Genomic DNA, 15,557 nt, shown 5'->3' on the forward strand with positions numbered 1-15,557 from the left:
CCCTGCCCATCGATGTGGAGCGCTCTCACTTATGACGTCCGATACCCCTGGAAGCGTTCCCGAGGAACCCGAATCGCGACCGTCCTCCGCGGTCCCCAACGAGTACGGGGCAGACGCCATCCAGGTGCTCGAGGGACTCGAGGCGGTGCGCAAGCGTCCCGGCATGTACATCGGCTCCACCGGTGAGCGGGGTCTGCACCATCTCGTCTACGAGATCGTCGACAACTCCGTCGACGAGGCCCTCGCCGGCTACTGCGACGCGATCGAGGTCACCATCCTCGCCGACGGTGCGGTCCGCGTCGTCGACAACGGGCGCGGCATCCCGGTCGACATGCACAAGACCGAGGGGAAGTCCACGGTCGAGGTCGTGCTCACCGTCCTTCACGCCGGTGGCAAGTTCGGCGGCGGCGGGTACGCGGTCTCGGGCGGTCTGCACGGCGTCGGCTCTTCGGTCGTGAACGCGCTGTCCTCCCGGCTCGAGGTCGAGGTCAAGCGCCAGGGATCGGTCTGGCGCCAGTCCTACGGCACCGGCGGCGTTCCGCAGGCTCCGCTGGCGAAGGGCGAGGACAGCTCGGAGACCGGAACCACGATCACGTTCTGGCCGGACGACACGATCTTCGAGACGGTCGTCTTCGACTACGACACGCTTCGCACGCGATTCCAGCAGATGGCCTTCCTCAACAAGGGCCTGCGCATCAGCCTCCGCGACGAGCGCCCCGAGGGTCTCGTCGACATCGACGGACTGGCCGATGCGGATGCCGCACCCCAGCCGCGCAGCGACAGCTTCCTCTACGAGCGCGGACTGGTCGACTACGTCGAGCACCTCAACCGCGTGCGGCATGCGGAGGTCGTCAACGACGAGATCATCGAGGTCGAGTCCGAGGACACCGAGCGGAAGATCGCGATGGAGCTCGCGATGCAGTGGACGACGAGCTACACCGAGAACGTCTTCACGTTCGCCAACACGATCAACACCCACGAGGGCGGCACGCACGAGGAGGGTTTCCGCGCGGCGTTGACCACTCTGGTGAACCGCTACGCCCGCGCGCAGAACCTCCTCAAGGAGAAGGACGACAACCTCACCGGCGAAGACATCCGCGAAGGACTGACAGCCGTCATCTCGGTGAAGCTGTCGGAACCGCAGTTCGAGGGGCAGACCAAGACGAAGCTCGGCAACACCGAGGCGAAGGCGTTCGTGCAGAAGGTCGTCGGCGACAAGCTCGGCGACTGGTTCGATCGCAACCCCGTGCAGGCCAAGAACGTCATCCGCAAGGCCATCGACGCGGCATCCGCTCGTATGGCCGCGCGGAAGGCGCGCGAGACCGCGCGCCGCAAGAGCGTGTTCGAGTCGGCCGCGATGCCCGACAAACTCAAGGACTGCACGAGCAAGGATCCCTCGATCAGCGAGATCTTCCTCGTCGAGGGCGACTCCGCCGGCGGCTCGGCCGTGCAGGGGCGCGACCCGCACACGCAGGCGATCCTGGCGCTGCGCGGGAAGATCCTGAACGTCGAGCGTGCGCGCCTGGACAAAGCGCTGTCGAACAAGGAAGTCCAGGCGATGATCCAGGCCTTCGGCACGGGCATCGGCGAGGACTTCAGCATCGAGAAGGCGCGGTATCACAAGATCGTGCTGATGGCGGATGCCGATGTCGACGGTCAGCACATCACGACGCTGCTGCTCACCCTGCTCTTCCGCTACATGCGCGGACTCATCGAGGCCGGCTTCGTCTACCTCGCGCAGCCGCCGCTGTACCGACTGAAATGGTCGAACGCGCCCCACGAGTACGTCTTCAGCGACCGGGAGCGCGATGCACTGCTGGCCGACGGCATCGTCTCCGGCAAGCGGATCCCCAAGGACAACGCGGTGCAGCGGTACAAGGGTCTCGGCGAGATGAACGCCAAGGAACTGTGGGAGACCACGATGGATCCCGAGACGCGCACCCTCAAGCAGGTGACGATCGACGACGCCGCCGCGGCCGACGAGATCTTCACCGTGCTCATGGGCGAGGACGTCGAGTCGCGGCGCGGGTTCATCCAGCGCAACGCCAAGGACGTCCGCTTCCTCGACATCTGATCTCGTCGCCTCACGCGCACGGACTTCACCGGAATCGAACTGAGAACACATGACTGACGAAGAGCGCCCCGCCGCCGCACACAACCACGGCCACATCGACCAGGTCGACCTGCAGGCCGAGATGCAGCGCAGCTACCTCGACTACGCGATGAGCGTCATCGTCGGTCGCGCGCTGCCGGACGTCCGCGACGGATTGAAGCCCGTGCACCGCCGCGTGCTCTACGGCATGTACGACGGTGGATTCCGGCCCGACAAGTCGTTCTCGAAGTGCGCCCGTGTCGTCGGCGAGGTGATGGGTCAGTACCACCCGCACGGCGACTCGGCGATCTACGACGCACTCGTGCGACTGGTGCAGCCGTGGTCGATGCGCTACCCGCTCGCGCTCGGTCAGGGGAACTTCGGCTCCCCCGGAAACCAGGGAGCGGCCGCCCAGCGGTACACCGAGACGAAGATGGCTCCGCTCGCGCTCGAGATGGTGCGCGACATCGAAGAGGAGACCGTCGACTTCCAGGACAACTACGACGGCCAGACGCAGGAGCCGACGGTCCTGCCCGCGCGGTTCCCGAACCTCCTCGTCAACGGGTCCGTGGGTATCGCGGTCGGCATGGCCACGAACATCCCGCCCCACAACCTCCGGGAGGTCTCCTCCGGAGCGCTCTGGGCGCTGGAGAATCCCGAGGCCACGCGCGAGGAGCTGCTCGAGGCGCTCATGGAGCGCATCCCCGGCCCGGACTTCCCGACCGCCGCGCAGATCCTCGGCACCAAGGGCATCAAGGAGGCGTACCGCACGGGTCGCGGCTCGATCACGATGCGCGCCGTCGTCAGCATCGAGGAGATTCAGGGCCGAACCTGCCTGGTGATCACCGAGCTGCCGTATCAGGTGAACCCCGACAACGTCGCCGTGAAGATCAGCGACCTCGCCCGCGAGGGCAAGATCACCGGCATCGCCGACATCCGCGACGAGACCTCCGACCGCACCGGCCAGCGCCTGGTCATCGTGCTCAAGCGCGATGCGGTGGCCAAGGTCGTGCTCAACAACCTGTACAAGCACACGCAGCTGCAGGAGAACTTCGGCGCGAACATGCTCGCGATCGTCGACGGCGTGCCCCGCACCCTGCCGCTCGACGGGTTCATCTCGTACTGGATCACGCACCAGATCGAGGTCATCGTCCGTCGGACGACCTATCGCCTGCGCGAGGCAGAGAAGCGCATGCACATCCTGCGCGCCTACCTCAAGGCCCTCGACGCCCTCGACGAGGTGATCGCGCTCATCCGCCGGTCCCCCACGGTCGATGAGGCGCGCGCGGGCCTGAAGTCGCTGCTGGACATCGACGACATCCAGGCCGACGCGATCCTGTCGATGCAGCTGCGTCGCCTCGCGGCCCTGGAGCGCCAGAAGATCATCGACGAGGCCACCGAGCTCGAGGCGCGGATCGAGGACTTCAAGGACATCCTCGCCACCCCGGCCCGCCAGCGCTCCATCATCCACGAGGAGCTCACCGCGATCGTCGACAAGTTCGGCGATGACCGACGCACGCACATCCTCCCCGGCTTCGACGGCGACATGTCGGTCGAGGACCTCATCCCCGAGGAGGAGATGGTCGTCAGCGTCACGCGCGACGGCTACATCAAGCGCACGCGCAGCGACAACTACCGATCGCAGCATCGCGGTGGCAAGGGAGTGAAGGGCGCACAGCTGCGCGCAGACGACGTCGTCGAGCACTTCTTCGTCACCACGACCCATCACTGGCTGCTGTTCTTCACGAACAAGGGCCGTGTCTACCGCGCGAAGGGCTACGAGGTCCCCGAAGCCGGGCGCGACGCCAAGGGCCAGCACGTGGCGAACCTCCTCGCACTGCAGCCGGGCGAGGAGATCGCGCAGATCCTCGACATCCGCGACTACACGGCCGCGACGTATCTCGTCCTCGCCACCCGCAGCGGCCTGGTGAAGAAGACGCGCCTGACCGAGTACGACACCAACCGTCAGGGCGGGATCATCGCGATCCGTCTTCGCGGTCAGGACGAGGAGGACGGAGACGAGCTCGTCAGCGCCCTGCTCGTCGACGAGGACGACGACATCCTCCTCATCAGCCGGCACGGCATGTCGCTCCGCTTCACCGCGACGGATGCCTCGCTCCGGCCGATGGGCCGATCGACCGAGGGCGTCAAGGGCATGGACTTCCGTGCCGACGATTCGCTGCTGTCGGCATCCGTCGCGCGGGATGACGCGTTTGTCTTCGTCGTCACCGAGGGCGGCTACGCCAAGCGCACCGCCGTCGACCAGTACCGTACGCAGAATCGCGGGGGTCTCGGCATCAAGGTGGCCAAGCTGCACGAGGAGCGGGGTGATCTCGCGGGTGGTCTCATCGTGTCGGAGGTCGACGAGGTCTTGGTGGTTCTTGCCAGCGGCAAGGTGGTACGCTCTGCCGTGGCCGAGGTCCCTGCCAAGGGTCGCGACACGATGGGTGTCGTGTTCGCCCGCCCCGATGACGAGGATCGCATCCTTGCGATCGCACGGAACGGCGAGCGAGGCCTGGCCGAGGAGGCGCCCGTCGAGAGCGACGAGGCAGCCGAGCCCGCATCGGGCACCGAACCCGCAGCCCCTTGATCCCGCCGCAGGGCGCCATCCGAGAGAGTATTGACGCATGAGCACGGTAGCCGACAAGCTCGCCCGCAAGTCCAGCAGCAAGACCAGTGCCAAGCAGGTCCGTCTGCGCCTGGTGTACGTCGACTTCTGGTCGGCGGTCAAGCTGTCCTTCCTCGCGGCGATCGCCCTCGCCATCGTGACGGTGGTCTCCTTCGTCCTGATCTACCTCGTCGTGCAGACGACCGGCCTCATCGATCGGGCCGATGAGTTCTTCGGCAGCTTCTCGGACGGCAACTTCCTGCTCTCACAGTTCGTGAGCCTCCCGCAGGTGCTGGCGTTCGCCGCCGTCGTGGCGATCCTGAACCTCGTGGTCGTGACGGTTCTCGGCGCGGTGACCGCGGGCATCTACAACCTCGCCGTGAAGGTGACGGGCGGACTGCTCGTCGGCTTCACCTCCAACTGACGCGGACGTCGTCCCGATTCGTGAAAACCGCGCGATTCGGGTAAAGTCTTCGAGGTTGACCGACGTGCGAGCGCCGGTCGCAAGCGGGGCTATAGCTCAGGCGGTTAGAGCGCTTCACTGATAATGAAGAGGTCCCAGGTTCAAGTCCTGGTAGCCCCACCACCGCACGATTTCGGGGCCTTAGCTCAGTTGGTAGAGCGCCTGCTTTGCAAGCAGGATGTCAGGAGTTCGAATCTCCTAGGCTCCACAAATGCGTGAAGGGCCGGCCCGCAGGGTCGGCCCTTCACGCATTCATCGGGTGCTGCGATTCGAGGAGGAGCCGGAGCGCAGCGCAGGCGACGGAGTCTCCTAGGCTCCACAGGGTGACAGAAGCCGACCTTCGGGTCGGCTTTCGTCGTTTCCGCGGGGATCGCCATCCGTCGTAGGGTGAAGCATGGATTTGCGGGTCGCGGCATACGCCGTCATCGTCGACCCGGACGATCGACTTCTCCTCGCCCACTGGAACGAGGGCCGCCGTGCGGCATGGACCCTCCCGGGCGGAGGCCTCGAGGCGGGCGAGGACCCCGAGCGCGCAGCGCGCCGCGAGGTGCGGGAGGAGACCGGATACCGGGTGGAGCTGACGGGACTCCTCGGCATCCACTCGCGGGTGATCCCGCCGACCCGCCGACTGATCGACGATGCGACAGTCCCGCTGCATACCCTGAGGATCGTCTACCGCGCCGAGGTCGTCGGCGGGAAGCTGCGCAACGAGGTGGACGGTTCGACGGACCGGGCCGAGTGGTTTCCGCGCAGCGGTGTGCGCCGGCTGCAGCGCGTGAGGCTCGTCGACATCGCGCTCCGCATGTACGACGACGCCTGAGCCGTCGGCGACACGCGAGCGGATGCCGTCAGCCGAGGGGCTGGGAGATGTCGGCGACGACGGCGCCGTACGCGGCGATGAGATCGTCCGCCTCGATGAAGAGACTGTAGCCGTGGGCACCGGCACCCATCGCGATCCGCTGACCGGTGATGCGCTCATCGGCGTACACGGGCCAGTCGGTCGTGCTGCCGAGGGGGACGATGGTTCCCCGCTCGTAGCCGGTGGCGGCCAACGCTCGATCGGGGTCGGGGAGCTGCAGCTTGTTCACGCCCACGACCGCCCGGAGCTTGGGCCAGGAGATCCCGCGGTCACCGGGCACCAGCGCGAAGAGGTAGGTGTCGTCGCTCCGCTTGACCACGAGGGTCTTCACGATCGTCGACGGCGACACACCGAGAAGCCCGGCCGCCTCCTCGAGGGAGTGTGCGGCCGGGCGTTCCCGGAACTCGACGGTCAGACCACGTGCCTCAGCGGCGTCGCGGACCCGTGCGAGAGGATCACTCATCCGGTGCGCGCAGCGGGTCGTCCGCCACCCACAGCTCGTCGTCGGCGCGGAGCGTCTGCCATGCCGCGTAAAGCACGCCGAGCGCGGCCGCGGCACCGAGGACGATGGCGATGACGCCGCCGGCGCCCATCCCCTTCTTCTTCGGCTGCAGGCCCGAGAGCTGCGACGAGATCTTCTTGGTCGCCTTCGCGCCGTACTTGTCCGCGCGCTTGGCGTACTTCTTGGCATCCGGCAGGGACAGGCCCTTGCCGGCGGCGAAGCGCGCGCGGGTGTCGTTGGCGGCGTCCCACACCGACAGCGCCGAGCCGACGACGGCCCCCGCGGCCGGGACGACAGCGTCGTTCAGCACGCGCCGCGATGCGGTCACGCCCTTGTCCACATAGGGGGCCGCGTACTTCTCATACCCCTGCTTCACCTGCGGCGTGATCTGCTCGCGCCGGAAGTTGCCGAGCTGGTGCCCCGCCTCCCGTGCGATGCCCGCGGCTTCGTTCACGAGAACCTGCTGCGACTCCCACAGGCTGTTCGCCTGCTTCTGGAGCTTGCGGAGTTCCTTCTTGCGCTTACGGCTGAGGCTCACAGTGCCCTCCATTCGGCCCGGACTGATGTGGTCCCATCCTGCCAGACCGCCCTCTCGACGGCAGGGGTTGGACAGAACTCTGGAAGAATGTTATCCATGCCCATCCACACCGCTGTCGCCACTCTGCACACCAACTACGGCGATATCGTCGTCAACCTCTTCGGCGACCACGCCCCCCGCACGGTTCAGAACTTCATCGGCCTCTCCGACGGCTCCGCGTCCTGGACGCACCCGTCCACCGGCGCCGCCGGCGAGGGCCCCCTGTACACAGACGTCATCTTCCACCGCATCATCGCGGGCTTCATGATCCAGGGCGGCGACCCGCTCGGTGTCGGCACCGGCGGCCCCGGCTACACCTTCAACGACGAGATCAGCCCCGAGCTCACCTTCACCGAGCCCTACAAGCTGGCCATGGCCAACGCCGGCTCCCGCCGCAACGCCATCACGGGAGAGGTGCAGGGCACCAACGGCTCGCAGTTCTTCATCACCGTCCCCGGCCAGGGCGGTCGCGGACCCGAGTGGCTGCAGGGCAAGCACACGATCTTCGGCGAGGTCGCCGACGACGCGTCGAAGGCCGTGGTCGACACGATCAGCGACGTCCCGACCGCGGCGGGCGACCGTCCGGTGGAGCCGGTGGTCATCCAGTCGATCGACATCGTCTCGGTCTGACCCGCCCTTCGTGACCAGCGACCAGTTCCGCCGGAACAGCGAGAACTACTGCTACCGGCACCCGGACCGGCAGAGCTTCGTGCTGTGCCAGCGGTGCCTGCGCACGATCTGCCCCGAGTGCCAGACGCCCGCCGCCGTCGGCGTCGTGTGCCCGGAATGCATGAAGGAGCAGCAGAAGGCGCAGTCCCCGGCGCAGAAGAAGGCGGAACGTCGCTGGTCACGGTCGCGACCGATGGCTCTGGCGGTCTCCGGCGGGCGCCCGATCGTGACGTACGCGATCATCGCTTTGACGGCGTTCGTCTTCCTGCTCCAGCTGATCCCCGTGCTCGGCCCCCAGGTCGAGAACGCCCTGCTGTTCTGGGCGCCCTATCTGTACTCGCAGGGGGCGTTCCAGCCGTGGCGACTGATCACGGTGGCGCTGGTGCACTCGGGGTTCTGGCACGTCGGTCTGAACATGCTCGCGCTGTGGCTCATCGGGCGGCGTCTGGAGCCGCTCCTCGGGCGATGGCGATTCCTCACGCTCTACGTGCTGAGCGCGATCGGCGGCTCCGTCGCGGTCGCTCTCCTGTCACCGCTGACGCCCGTCGTCGGTGCGTCCGGCGCCATCTTCGGTCTGTTCGGCGCGCTCTTGATCATCGGCCGGCACATCGGAGCGAACATCACGGGCATCGCGATCATCCTCGGCATCAACCTGGTGATCGGGTTCATCCCGGGTTTCAACGTGTCATGGCAGGCGCACATCGGCGGCCTTCTGACCGGACTCGCGATCGGCTTCCTCTTCACCCGGACGAAGAAGAAGAGTCAGCGGACGGTGCAGATCCTCCTGCTCGCGGCGATCGGGGCGGCGCTGATCGCCCTGCTTTTCGTCCCGGCGCTCGTCTGAGCCCGACCCCTCGCGACCGGAGAGTTATCCACAGGTCTATCCCCAGTTGGGGATGAATCACACGGGTGTAATTCCTGGAATCCGGGGGCGCTCAGCGCCAGCGCGTGGTCATCAGGAACCCGATGAAGGCGATGCCGAAGCCCACGACCAGGTTCCAGCCGGCGATGCCGGGGATCGGGAACTGCATGCCGCTCAGGTAGAACACGAGGATCCACACCAGCCCGACCAGCATGAGGCCGATCATGATGGGCTTGAACCACACCGGGTTGGGCGCGGCCTCACCTTCCGCGCGCTCGATCAGCGAGTCTTCGTCGTTGCCGCGTCGTGCCATGCGCTCGATTCTAGCCGGGAGGAACCTCCCACCGCCCTATGCGAGAATCGCCGGGTGGAGCAGACCCGAGCGACCAGGCGCCAGGCGGCCGCGCGGCCCCGTTCTCGGCGTCGCGTCTCGGTCATCGGCGTCTTCGGCGAGCTGCTGATCACCGCCGGCGTGCTGGTCATGCTCTACGTCGTGTGGCAGCTCTGGGTCGGCGACCTCATCTACGGCGCCCAGAACAACGCCGCCGCGGAGGAGCTGTCGCAGACGTGGGCCGAGCAGTACACGCCGCCCGAGCCGGACGGCGAGGTGCTCCCCGCGGAAGAACCGGCATCCGTCGAACCGGTGATCCTCCCCGAACCCGCCGACACCGAGGTCTTCGGCATCATGCGGGTGCCGCGCTTCGGCGCAGACTATGCCGTCCAGATGGCGGGGGGCGTCACCCGCGCCGGCACCCTCGACCCGATCGGCATCGGCCACTACCCCGGCACCGCGATGCCGGGCGAAGAGGGCAACTTCGCCGTCGCCGCGCACCGGACGACCTACGGCGCACCCTTCAACCGGATCGCCGATCTCAAGGTGGGCGACGCCATCGTGGTGGAGACCCCCGCCGGCTGGTACACGTACCGCTTCCGGACGCTGGAGTACGTGACGCCGAACGAGACGGACGTCCTCCGCCCCGTCCCCCAGCAGCCCGATGTCCCCGCCAACGGAAAGTACATCACCTTGACCAGCTGCTCACCGATGTTCTCCCTTGCCGAGCGCATCGTCGGCTACGGCGTGTTCGAGTCGTTCACGCCCTACGCCGACGGCCCGCCCGCCGCGCTGAGCGAGGGGCTCGCCTGATGTACGGCGCGCTGTGGCGGATCCTTCCCGGCCCGTGGTGGGTCCGGCTCTTCATCGTGCTCATCCTTCTGGCCGCGGTTCTCTACGCCTTGGCCTTCTACGTGTTCCCGTGGGTCAGCGAGTACGTCAACCCGCAGGAAGTCACCGTCGAGTGAGCGCCCGCGCGTGAACGACGTGCTGGTCGTGGACAATCACGACAGCTTCGTCCACACCCTCGTCGGCTACCTCCACCAGCTCGGCGTGACGACCGACCTGCGCGAGGCCGACGAGATCACGGATGCCGTCGGTGCGATCCGCGGATACGCCGGCGTCCTGGTCTCCCCCGGCCCGGGCCGTCCCGCGGACGCCGGTGCGTCGATCGACGTGGTCCGCGCGGCCGCGACCGCCGGGGTCCCGCTGCTCGGGGTCTGCCTCGGACACCAGGCGATCGCCGAGGCGTTCGGAGCCCGGGTCGACCACGCCCCCGAACTGATGCACGGCATCACCTCCGCCGTGCACCACTCCGGTGACGCGCTCTTCGCGGGTCTCGCCGAGCCCTTCACCGCCACCCGCTACCACTCGCTCGCCGTCGTCGAGGAGACCCTCCCCGCTGATCTGGCCGTGACCGCACGGACGGACAGCGGCGTCGTGATGGGCATCCGGCATCGGGATCTGCCCGTCGTGGGCGTGCAGTTCCACCCCGAAAGCGTGCTCACGGAGGGGGGATACCGGCTCCTGGGGAACTGGCTCGCCGAGGCGGGCTTCCCCGACGCGGTCGCCCGCGGTGCGCGGCTCAGCCCGCGTCAGGAGCCGGTGCAGTAGGTGAGGGTGATCTCGGAGCGGTAGGGCACGTCGCCGGGGGCGAGGGACTGCGCCGTGACCGTCGGGGGGTTCGTCGCCGCGCAGGCGCCGTCTTCCTGCGGGATCACGGTGAGTTCGAGTGCCTCGAGTTCGCGCGTCGCGCCTTCGAGCGTGTACCCGGTGACATCGTTGATCGTCACGCGCCCGGATGCGACGGTGAGGTTGACGGCGGTGCCGATGGCGATCGACGATTCCGCCGTCTGATCGGCGGAGATGACGATGTTCTCCGCCAGGGCCGGATCGTTCCGCGAGCTGACGGTGCCGAGGGTCAGACCCGCCGCCTCCAGAGCGGCGGTGGCCTCGTCGCGGGTGAGCCCGGTGAGTTCGGGGACGGTCGCGAGCTCCTGGCCGCGGGAGACGAAGACCCGCACCTCCTGGCCGCGCGACATCGAGGTGCCGGGGGCGGGTTCTGTGCGGATGACGTTGCCGACGGCGACGTCGATGGAGTCCTCCTCCACGCGGATGGCGAGGAGATCCGCCTCGGCGAGCTCGGCGTTCGCGCGGTCGTAGGTCATCCCCGACACGTCCGGCACGACGGCCGCGTTGGTCGGAACCTCGGTGGGCTGCAGGGAGAGCACCCAGATGACCACCGATATCAGCAGCACCGCGAGGACGGCGACCCCGGACCAGATCCACGCGACCGGGGGTCCTGCCTGGGTGCGCTTCATCGTGGTGTCGGTGCTCAGCTGACGGAGCGAGCGCGCCGTCTCCGCCGCCTGCCGGGGATTCGGGCCGTACAGCTCGCTCGTGAGCGCGCCGAGCGCGCGCTTGGACGGCTCGCGCCCGTCGATGGTCGCGTCCAGCGCCTCGCGGAAGCTCGCGGCATCCTGGTACCGCGCGAAGGGATCCTTCGCCAGCGACCGCAGGGCGACGGCATCCAGCGATCGGGGGATCGAGTCGCGGATCTCGGACGGCGCCACGGGGGCTTCGCTGACGTGCTGGTAGGCGACCGCGACCGGCGACTCGCCGCGGAACGGGGGGCGTCCGGCGAGCAGCTCGTAGAGCACGACGCCGGTGGAGTACAGATCGGCACGTGCGTCGACCGGCTCGCCCTTGGCCTGCTCGGGAGAGAAGTACGACGCGGTGCCGATGATGGCCGTCGTCTCGGCGACGGTCGACGAGCTGTCGGACACCGCCCTCGCGATGCCGAAGTCCATGACCTTCACCTGACCGGCATCCGTCACCATGACATTGCCGGGCTTGATGTCGCGGTGGACGACTCCCGCGCGGTGCGAGTACTCCAGGGCCTCCAGGATGCCGTCCACGTAGCGGATCGCCTCGTCGACGGGCACGGGGCCCTCGGCGATGATGTCCTTCAGGAGCGCGCCCTTGACGAGTTCCATCACGATGAACGGCACGGGACGGACGACGCCGTCCTTGCCGGTCTCGGAGTCCTCGCCGGCGTCGAAGACGCGGACGATCGTGGGGTGCGCCATGCGGGAGGCCGCCTGGGCCTCGAGCCGGAACCGCGTACGGAACGCGTTGTCGCCGGCGAGATCGCGATCGAGGATCTTGATGGCCACCTCGCGCCCGAGGGTGAGGTCGTATCCGCGGTAGACGCTGGCCATACCGCCGCGCCCGATGGGCTCGTCGATACGGTAGCGGCCGGAAAGCACGCGCGGATCAGCGGTCACTGTCTCCCCCTGTCTGGAACATCAGCCACACTAGCCGAGCGCCCGGGCGGCGACCTGGGAACAGGCCGCCGCCCGGGCGATGTCGGGTGTCGCGGGCCTTACTCGTCCGTCGTCGGGTTCGGGTCGGGCGTCGGGCCCGGCTCCGGCGCCTGCTCGATCGTCGCGGTGGCCTCGGGCGATGTCGGCGATGTGCGCTCACCCGACGGGCCGCCGGAGCAGGTCACCGTGTAGGTCACGATGAGCGTGCCGCTGCCGTTGTTCGGGATCGTGATCTGGGCGTTTCGGTCATTGGCGCCGAACGAGGACGACGACTGACCGTTGGCGAACGTGCCGTTGGACGCGGTGAGGTTGTACGCGCTCGGCGAGCCTTCGCCCGACGGGCACGTGTACCCCGGCCAGCTGACGTCGATCGTGCCGCCGGGGGCGACCGTCGGCGAGTTCAGCGCGGGGGCACCCGGGGTCTCGAGCGCGGTCTGCTCGCCGTAGGCCGTGAGGTTGATCGTGGTGCCGGCGGGAACGCGCCCGGTGGGGTCGACGCTGTAGACCAGACCGACCTCGCCCTCGGTGGGAGCGGCGTTGCCGGTCGTGCAGCTCGCAACCAGGTCGACACCCTCCAGGACACCGCGCGCGTCGTCGCACGAGAGGCCGATGAGACCGAGCGAGTTGACGTCGATCCGCTCCTCCGTGGGCGTCGGCGTCGGCGTGGGGCTCGCCGTCGTCCGGGTGGGCGACGGGGTCGTGGGATCCGGCTCCGGCTCGCCCTGGTTCGCGAGCACCGCCCACAGCGTGCCGCCGAGGACGAGGAGGAGCAGGACGATGAGCGCGATGAGCGGCCACGTCCAGGGGCTCCGCTTCTTCTTCTCCGTCGTCGTCTCGCCGTCGGGCTCGGCATCCGCATCGAGCGGCACGGCGGCGGTCGCGGGGAGGAGACGGGTCGCGGCCTGCGTGTCGCTGCCGGCGGTGAGGAGCTGCGTGACGTCGTCGACGCCCGCGGCGCCCGCGATCGCGGGGACCGCGGCGACGGCGGCGGCCATGTCGCCGTGACGGAGGGCCGTGGCGGCGCGCGCGACGGCGGCGGCCGTGGCCGGGCGCTCCTCGGGCTTCTTGGCGATCATCGCCATCACGAGGTTCTGCACCGGGACGGCGACGGTCGCCGGCAGCGGCGGCGGCTGCTCGTTGATCTGGGCCATCGCGATGGCCACCTGCGATTCGCCGGTGAACGGGCGGCGACCCGCGAGGCACTCGTAGGCGACGATGCCGAGGGAGTAGACATCGGTCGCGGGCGACGCCGGGTGTCCGGACGCCTGCTCGGGCGAGAGGTACTGGACCGTCCCCATGACCTGACCGGTCGCGGTGAGCGGGACCTGGTCGGCGATGCGCGCGATGCCGAAGTCGGTGATCTTCACCCGGCCGTCGGGGGTGATGAGGAGGTTGCCGGGCTTGATGTCACGGTGCACGAGGCCCGCCGCGTGGGCGGCCTGGAGCGCCGAGGAGGTCTGCGCGACGATGTCGAGCGTCTTGTCGCTCGAGAGCGATCCGTCGCGCTCGAGGATGGTCGACAGCGCCTCGCCGGGGACGAGCTCCATCACGAGGAAGGCCGAACCGGCCTCCTCGCCGTAGTCGAAGACGCTGGCGATGCCCTCGTGGTTGACGAGGGCGGCGTGCCGGGCTTCGGCGCGGAAGCGCTCGAGAAAGCCGGGATCCCCCATGTACTCGTCTTTGAGGATCTTGATCGCGACGGTGCGTCCGATGACATGGTCGGTGGCTTCCCACACTTCACCCATGCCGCCGATCGCGATCCGCGAATCCAGCTCGTAGCGGCCGCCGAAGGTCACTCCTTGCGTCGGTCTCATCTGCCCAGCACCGCCTCCATGACCTGTTTCGCGATGGGCGCGGCGATCGTGTTGCCGCTGCCCGACTGTCCTTGCCCGCCGCCGTCCTCGACCACGACGGCTACGGCGACCTGGGGGTCGTCCGCCGGAGCGAATCCGGTGAACCACAGCGTGTACGGCGCACCCGCTCCGTTCTCCGCTGTGCCGGTCTTACCGGCCACGTCGACCCCGTCTATTCTTGCACCCGACGCCACACCGTCCGAGACATTGGCGACCATCATCTCGAGCAGGTCCGCGGCGACATCCGGCTCCATCGCGCGCCCGTACTCGGTGGGGTCGAAGGTCTGCTGGACGGACAGATCCGGGCCGATCACGCGGCGGATCATCTGGGGGTTCATCACGAGCCCTTCGTTGGCGATGCCGGCCGACACCATGGCGATCTGGAGCGGCGTCGCGGTCACCTGGCCCTGGCCGAACCCGGTCAGGGCGGTCTGCGCGTCGTCGAGCCCCCGCGGATAGCTCGAGGGCGTGGAGGTCAGCGGGATGTCGAAGCTGGAGTTGAAACCGAACTTCTCCGCCTCCTCGCGGATCGCGTCATCGCCCAGTTCCACCGCGAGCTCGGCGAAGGGGATGTTGCAGCTCAGCCGCATCGCCGTCTCCAGCGTCACCTCGTCGCCGCCCCCGCACGTCCCGCCGCTGGCGTTGCGCAGAACGCTCGACGACTGGGGCAGGCGATAGGAAGCCGGGTTGGGGAAGGTCGACTCGGGCGTGTACTCGCCGGAGGCGAGGGCGGCGGAGGCGACGACGAGCTTGAACACAGATCCGGGCGGGTTCAGGTCGCCGGCGATCGCGCGATTCGACAGGGGCTTCCCGGGGTCGGCGACGAGCGCGTCGTAGGTCTCGTTGACCTCGGCGGTGATGTGCGAGGCGAGGAGGTTCGTGTCGAAGCTCGGGCTGGACACGAGCGCGAGGACGCGTCCCGTCGCCGGGTCCAGCGCGACGACGGCGCCTTCGAGGTCGCCGAGGGCGTCGTACGCGGCGCGCTGCACCTCGGCATCCAGGGTGAGGGCCACGTTCGATCCGCGCGGCGGCTGCCCCGTGATGATGCGGTCCAGACGCGAGAAGAACTGCGACCCGGACGTGCCGCTGAGCGGCTGGTTCATCGCGAGCTCGAGGCCGGTCGCCGCTCCCAGCGCGGGGTTGATGTAGCCGGTGACGGGCGCCCACATGTCGGGATCGACGTACTGGCGCTGCCAGCTGTAGACGTCGTCGGAGGGGACGGAGGAGGCGATCGCGGCGCCGCTGGCGATGATCGACCCGCGCTGGACCTCGTAGGAGTCGTAGAGCGCGCGGGTGTTCTGCGAGTTCTGCTGCAGGGCGTCGGCCTGCACCACCTGGATCCAGCTCACGGATCCGAAGAGGGCGAGGAACATCGCGAGCATCACGATGCTGAGGCGTCGGAGTTCTTTCGTCAT

Annotated in this window: 15 protein-coding genes and 2 tRNA genes; 11 read left to right on the forward strand and 6 right to left on the reverse strand. The window is 68.4% G+C overall.

Annotated elements, in window-relative coordinates; all coding sequences use genetic code 11:
* Window positions 1-31: 31 nt before the first annotated feature.
* The 6 genes from gyrB (at window position 32) to ABXJ56_RS06850 (ending at window position 5,983) form a co-directional block, all read left to right on the forward strand.
* Complete coding sequence (gene gyrB, locus ABXJ56_RS06825) at window positions 32-2,074, forward strand: DNA topoisomerase (ATP-hydrolyzing) subunit B (RefSeq protein ID WP_353998947.1); 2,043 nt, start codon at window positions 32-34, stop codon at window positions 2,072-2,074.
* Window positions 2,075-2,123: 49 nt separating this feature from the next.
* On the forward strand, window positions 2,124-4,682 hold the full coding sequence (gene gyrA, locus ABXJ56_RS06830) for a DNA gyrase subunit A (RefSeq protein ID WP_353998948.1): 2,559 nt from the start codon (window positions 2,124-2,126) through the stop codon (window positions 4,680-4,682).
* A 37-nt stretch (window positions 4,683-4,719) separates the two neighbouring features.
* Complete coding sequence (locus ABXJ56_RS06835; protein WP_353998949.1) at window positions 4,720-5,124, forward strand: DUF3566 domain-containing protein; 405 nt, start codon at window positions 4,720-4,722, stop codon at window positions 5,122-5,124.
* A gap of 85 nt (window positions 5,125-5,209) precedes the next feature.
* Window positions 5,210-5,286, forward strand: a tRNA-Ile gene (locus ABXJ56_RS06840).
* 12 nt (window positions 5,287-5,298) lie between these two features.
* Window positions 5,299-5,371: transfer RNA gene (locus ABXJ56_RS06845), tRNA-Ala, on the forward strand.
* A gap of 186 nt (window positions 5,372-5,557) precedes the next feature.
* Window positions 5,558-5,983: an NUDIX hydrolase gene (locus tag ABXJ56_RS06850; protein WP_353998950.1), complete on the forward strand. Its 426-nt coding sequence runs from the start codon at window positions 5,558-5,560 to the stop codon at window positions 5,981-5,983.
* 28 nt (window positions 5,984-6,011) lie between these two features.
* Here ABXJ56_RS06850 and ABXJ56_RS06855 read toward each other — a convergent pair whose 3' ends face one another.
* Entirely contained in the window at window positions 6,012-6,485 is a 474-nt protein-coding gene (locus tag ABXJ56_RS06855; RefSeq protein WP_353998951.1) for an aminoacyl-tRNA deacylase, read from the reverse strand.
* On the reverse strand, window positions 6,478-7,062 hold the full coding sequence (locus ABXJ56_RS06860; protein ID WP_353998952.1) for a DNA helicase: 585 nt from the start codon (window positions 7,060-7,062) through the stop codon (window positions 6,478-6,480). Before ABXJ56_RS06860 ends, ABXJ56_RS06855 begins: the two co-directional genes overlap by 8 nt.
* 96 nt (window positions 7,063-7,158) lie before the next feature.
* Here ABXJ56_RS06860 and ABXJ56_RS06865 point away from each other — a divergent pair, with 96 nt between their 5' ends.
* Entirely contained in the window at window positions 7,159-7,731 is a 573-nt protein-coding gene (locus ABXJ56_RS06865) for a peptidylprolyl isomerase (RefSeq protein WP_353998953.1), read from the forward strand.
* A gap of 10 nt (window positions 7,732-7,741) precedes the next feature.
* A complete protein-coding gene (locus ABXJ56_RS06870; RefSeq protein ID WP_353998954.1) occupies window positions 7,742-8,614 on the forward strand; it encodes a rhomboid family intramembrane serine protease in 873 nt (290 codons plus the stop codon).
* 91 nt (window positions 8,615-8,705) lie between these two features.
* On the opposite strand, the gene ABXJ56_RS06875 is transcribed toward ABXJ56_RS06870, so the two are convergent.
* Window positions 8,706-8,945 carry a cell division protein CrgA gene (locus tag ABXJ56_RS06875; protein ID WP_053546700.1) on the reverse strand — a complete coding sequence of 80 codons (240 nt, stop codon included), beginning with the start codon at window positions 8,943-8,945 and terminating at the stop codon, window positions 8,706-8,708.
* A 54-nt stretch (window positions 8,946-8,999) separates the two neighbouring features.
* On the opposite strand from ABXJ56_RS06875, the gene ABXJ56_RS06880 reads away from it, so the two are divergent.
* The 3 genes from ABXJ56_RS06880 to ABXJ56_RS06890 are packed head-to-tail and all read left to right on the forward strand — an operon-like array spanning window position 9,000 to window position 10,577.
* Window positions 9,000-9,776, forward strand: a complete 777-nt coding sequence (locus ABXJ56_RS06880; RefSeq protein ID WP_353998955.1) for a class E sortase — start codon at window positions 9,000-9,002, stop codon at window positions 9,774-9,776.
* The gene (locus ABXJ56_RS06885) at window positions 9,776-9,931 is read left to right on the forward strand and encodes a hypothetical protein (RefSeq protein ID WP_353998956.1); all 156 of its coding nucleotides are present in this window, start codon (window positions 9,776-9,778) and stop codon (window positions 9,929-9,931) included. Before ABXJ56_RS06880 ends, ABXJ56_RS06885 begins: the two co-directional genes overlap by 1 nt.
* Before the next feature lie 10 nt (window positions 9,932-9,941).
* Window positions 9,942-10,577 (forward strand): anthranilate synthase component II, encoded by a 636-nt coding sequence (locus ABXJ56_RS06890; RefSeq protein WP_353998957.1) that lies wholly within the window; start codon window positions 9,942-9,944, stop codon window positions 10,575-10,577.
* On the opposite strand, the gene pknB is transcribed toward ABXJ56_RS06890, so the two are convergent.
* The 3 genes from pknB to ABXJ56_RS06905 all read right to left on the reverse strand — a co-directional run bounded on the left by pknB (window position 10,559) and on the right by ABXJ56_RS06905 (window position 15,557).
* Window positions 10,559-12,250: a Stk1 family PASTA domain-containing Ser/Thr kinase gene (gene pknB / locus ABXJ56_RS06895; protein WP_353998958.1), complete on the reverse strand. Its 1,692-nt coding sequence runs from the start codon at window positions 12,248-12,250 to the stop codon at window positions 10,559-10,561. The two genes, ABXJ56_RS06890 and pknB, sit on opposite strands and share 19 nt — an antisense overlap.
* 98 nt (window positions 12,251-12,348) lie before the next feature.
* Window positions 12,349-14,103: a serine/threonine-protein kinase gene (locus ABXJ56_RS06900; RefSeq protein WP_353998959.1), complete on the reverse strand. Its 1,755-nt coding sequence runs from the start codon at window positions 14,101-14,103 to the stop codon at window positions 12,349-12,351.
* Window positions 14,100-15,557 (reverse strand): peptidoglycan D,D-transpeptidase FtsI family protein, encoded by a 1,458-nt coding sequence (locus tag ABXJ56_RS06905; protein ID WP_353998960.1) that lies wholly within the window; start codon window positions 15,555-15,557, stop codon window positions 14,100-14,102. The genes ABXJ56_RS06900 and ABXJ56_RS06905 overlap by 4 nt, the downstream gene beginning before the upstream one ends.

Source organism: Microbacterium aurantiacum (assembly GCF_040532595.1).
In the GTDB taxonomy this organism is placed as follows: domain Bacteria; phylum Actinomycetota; class Actinomycetes; order Actinomycetales; family Microbacteriaceae; genus Microbacterium; species Microbacterium chocolatum_B.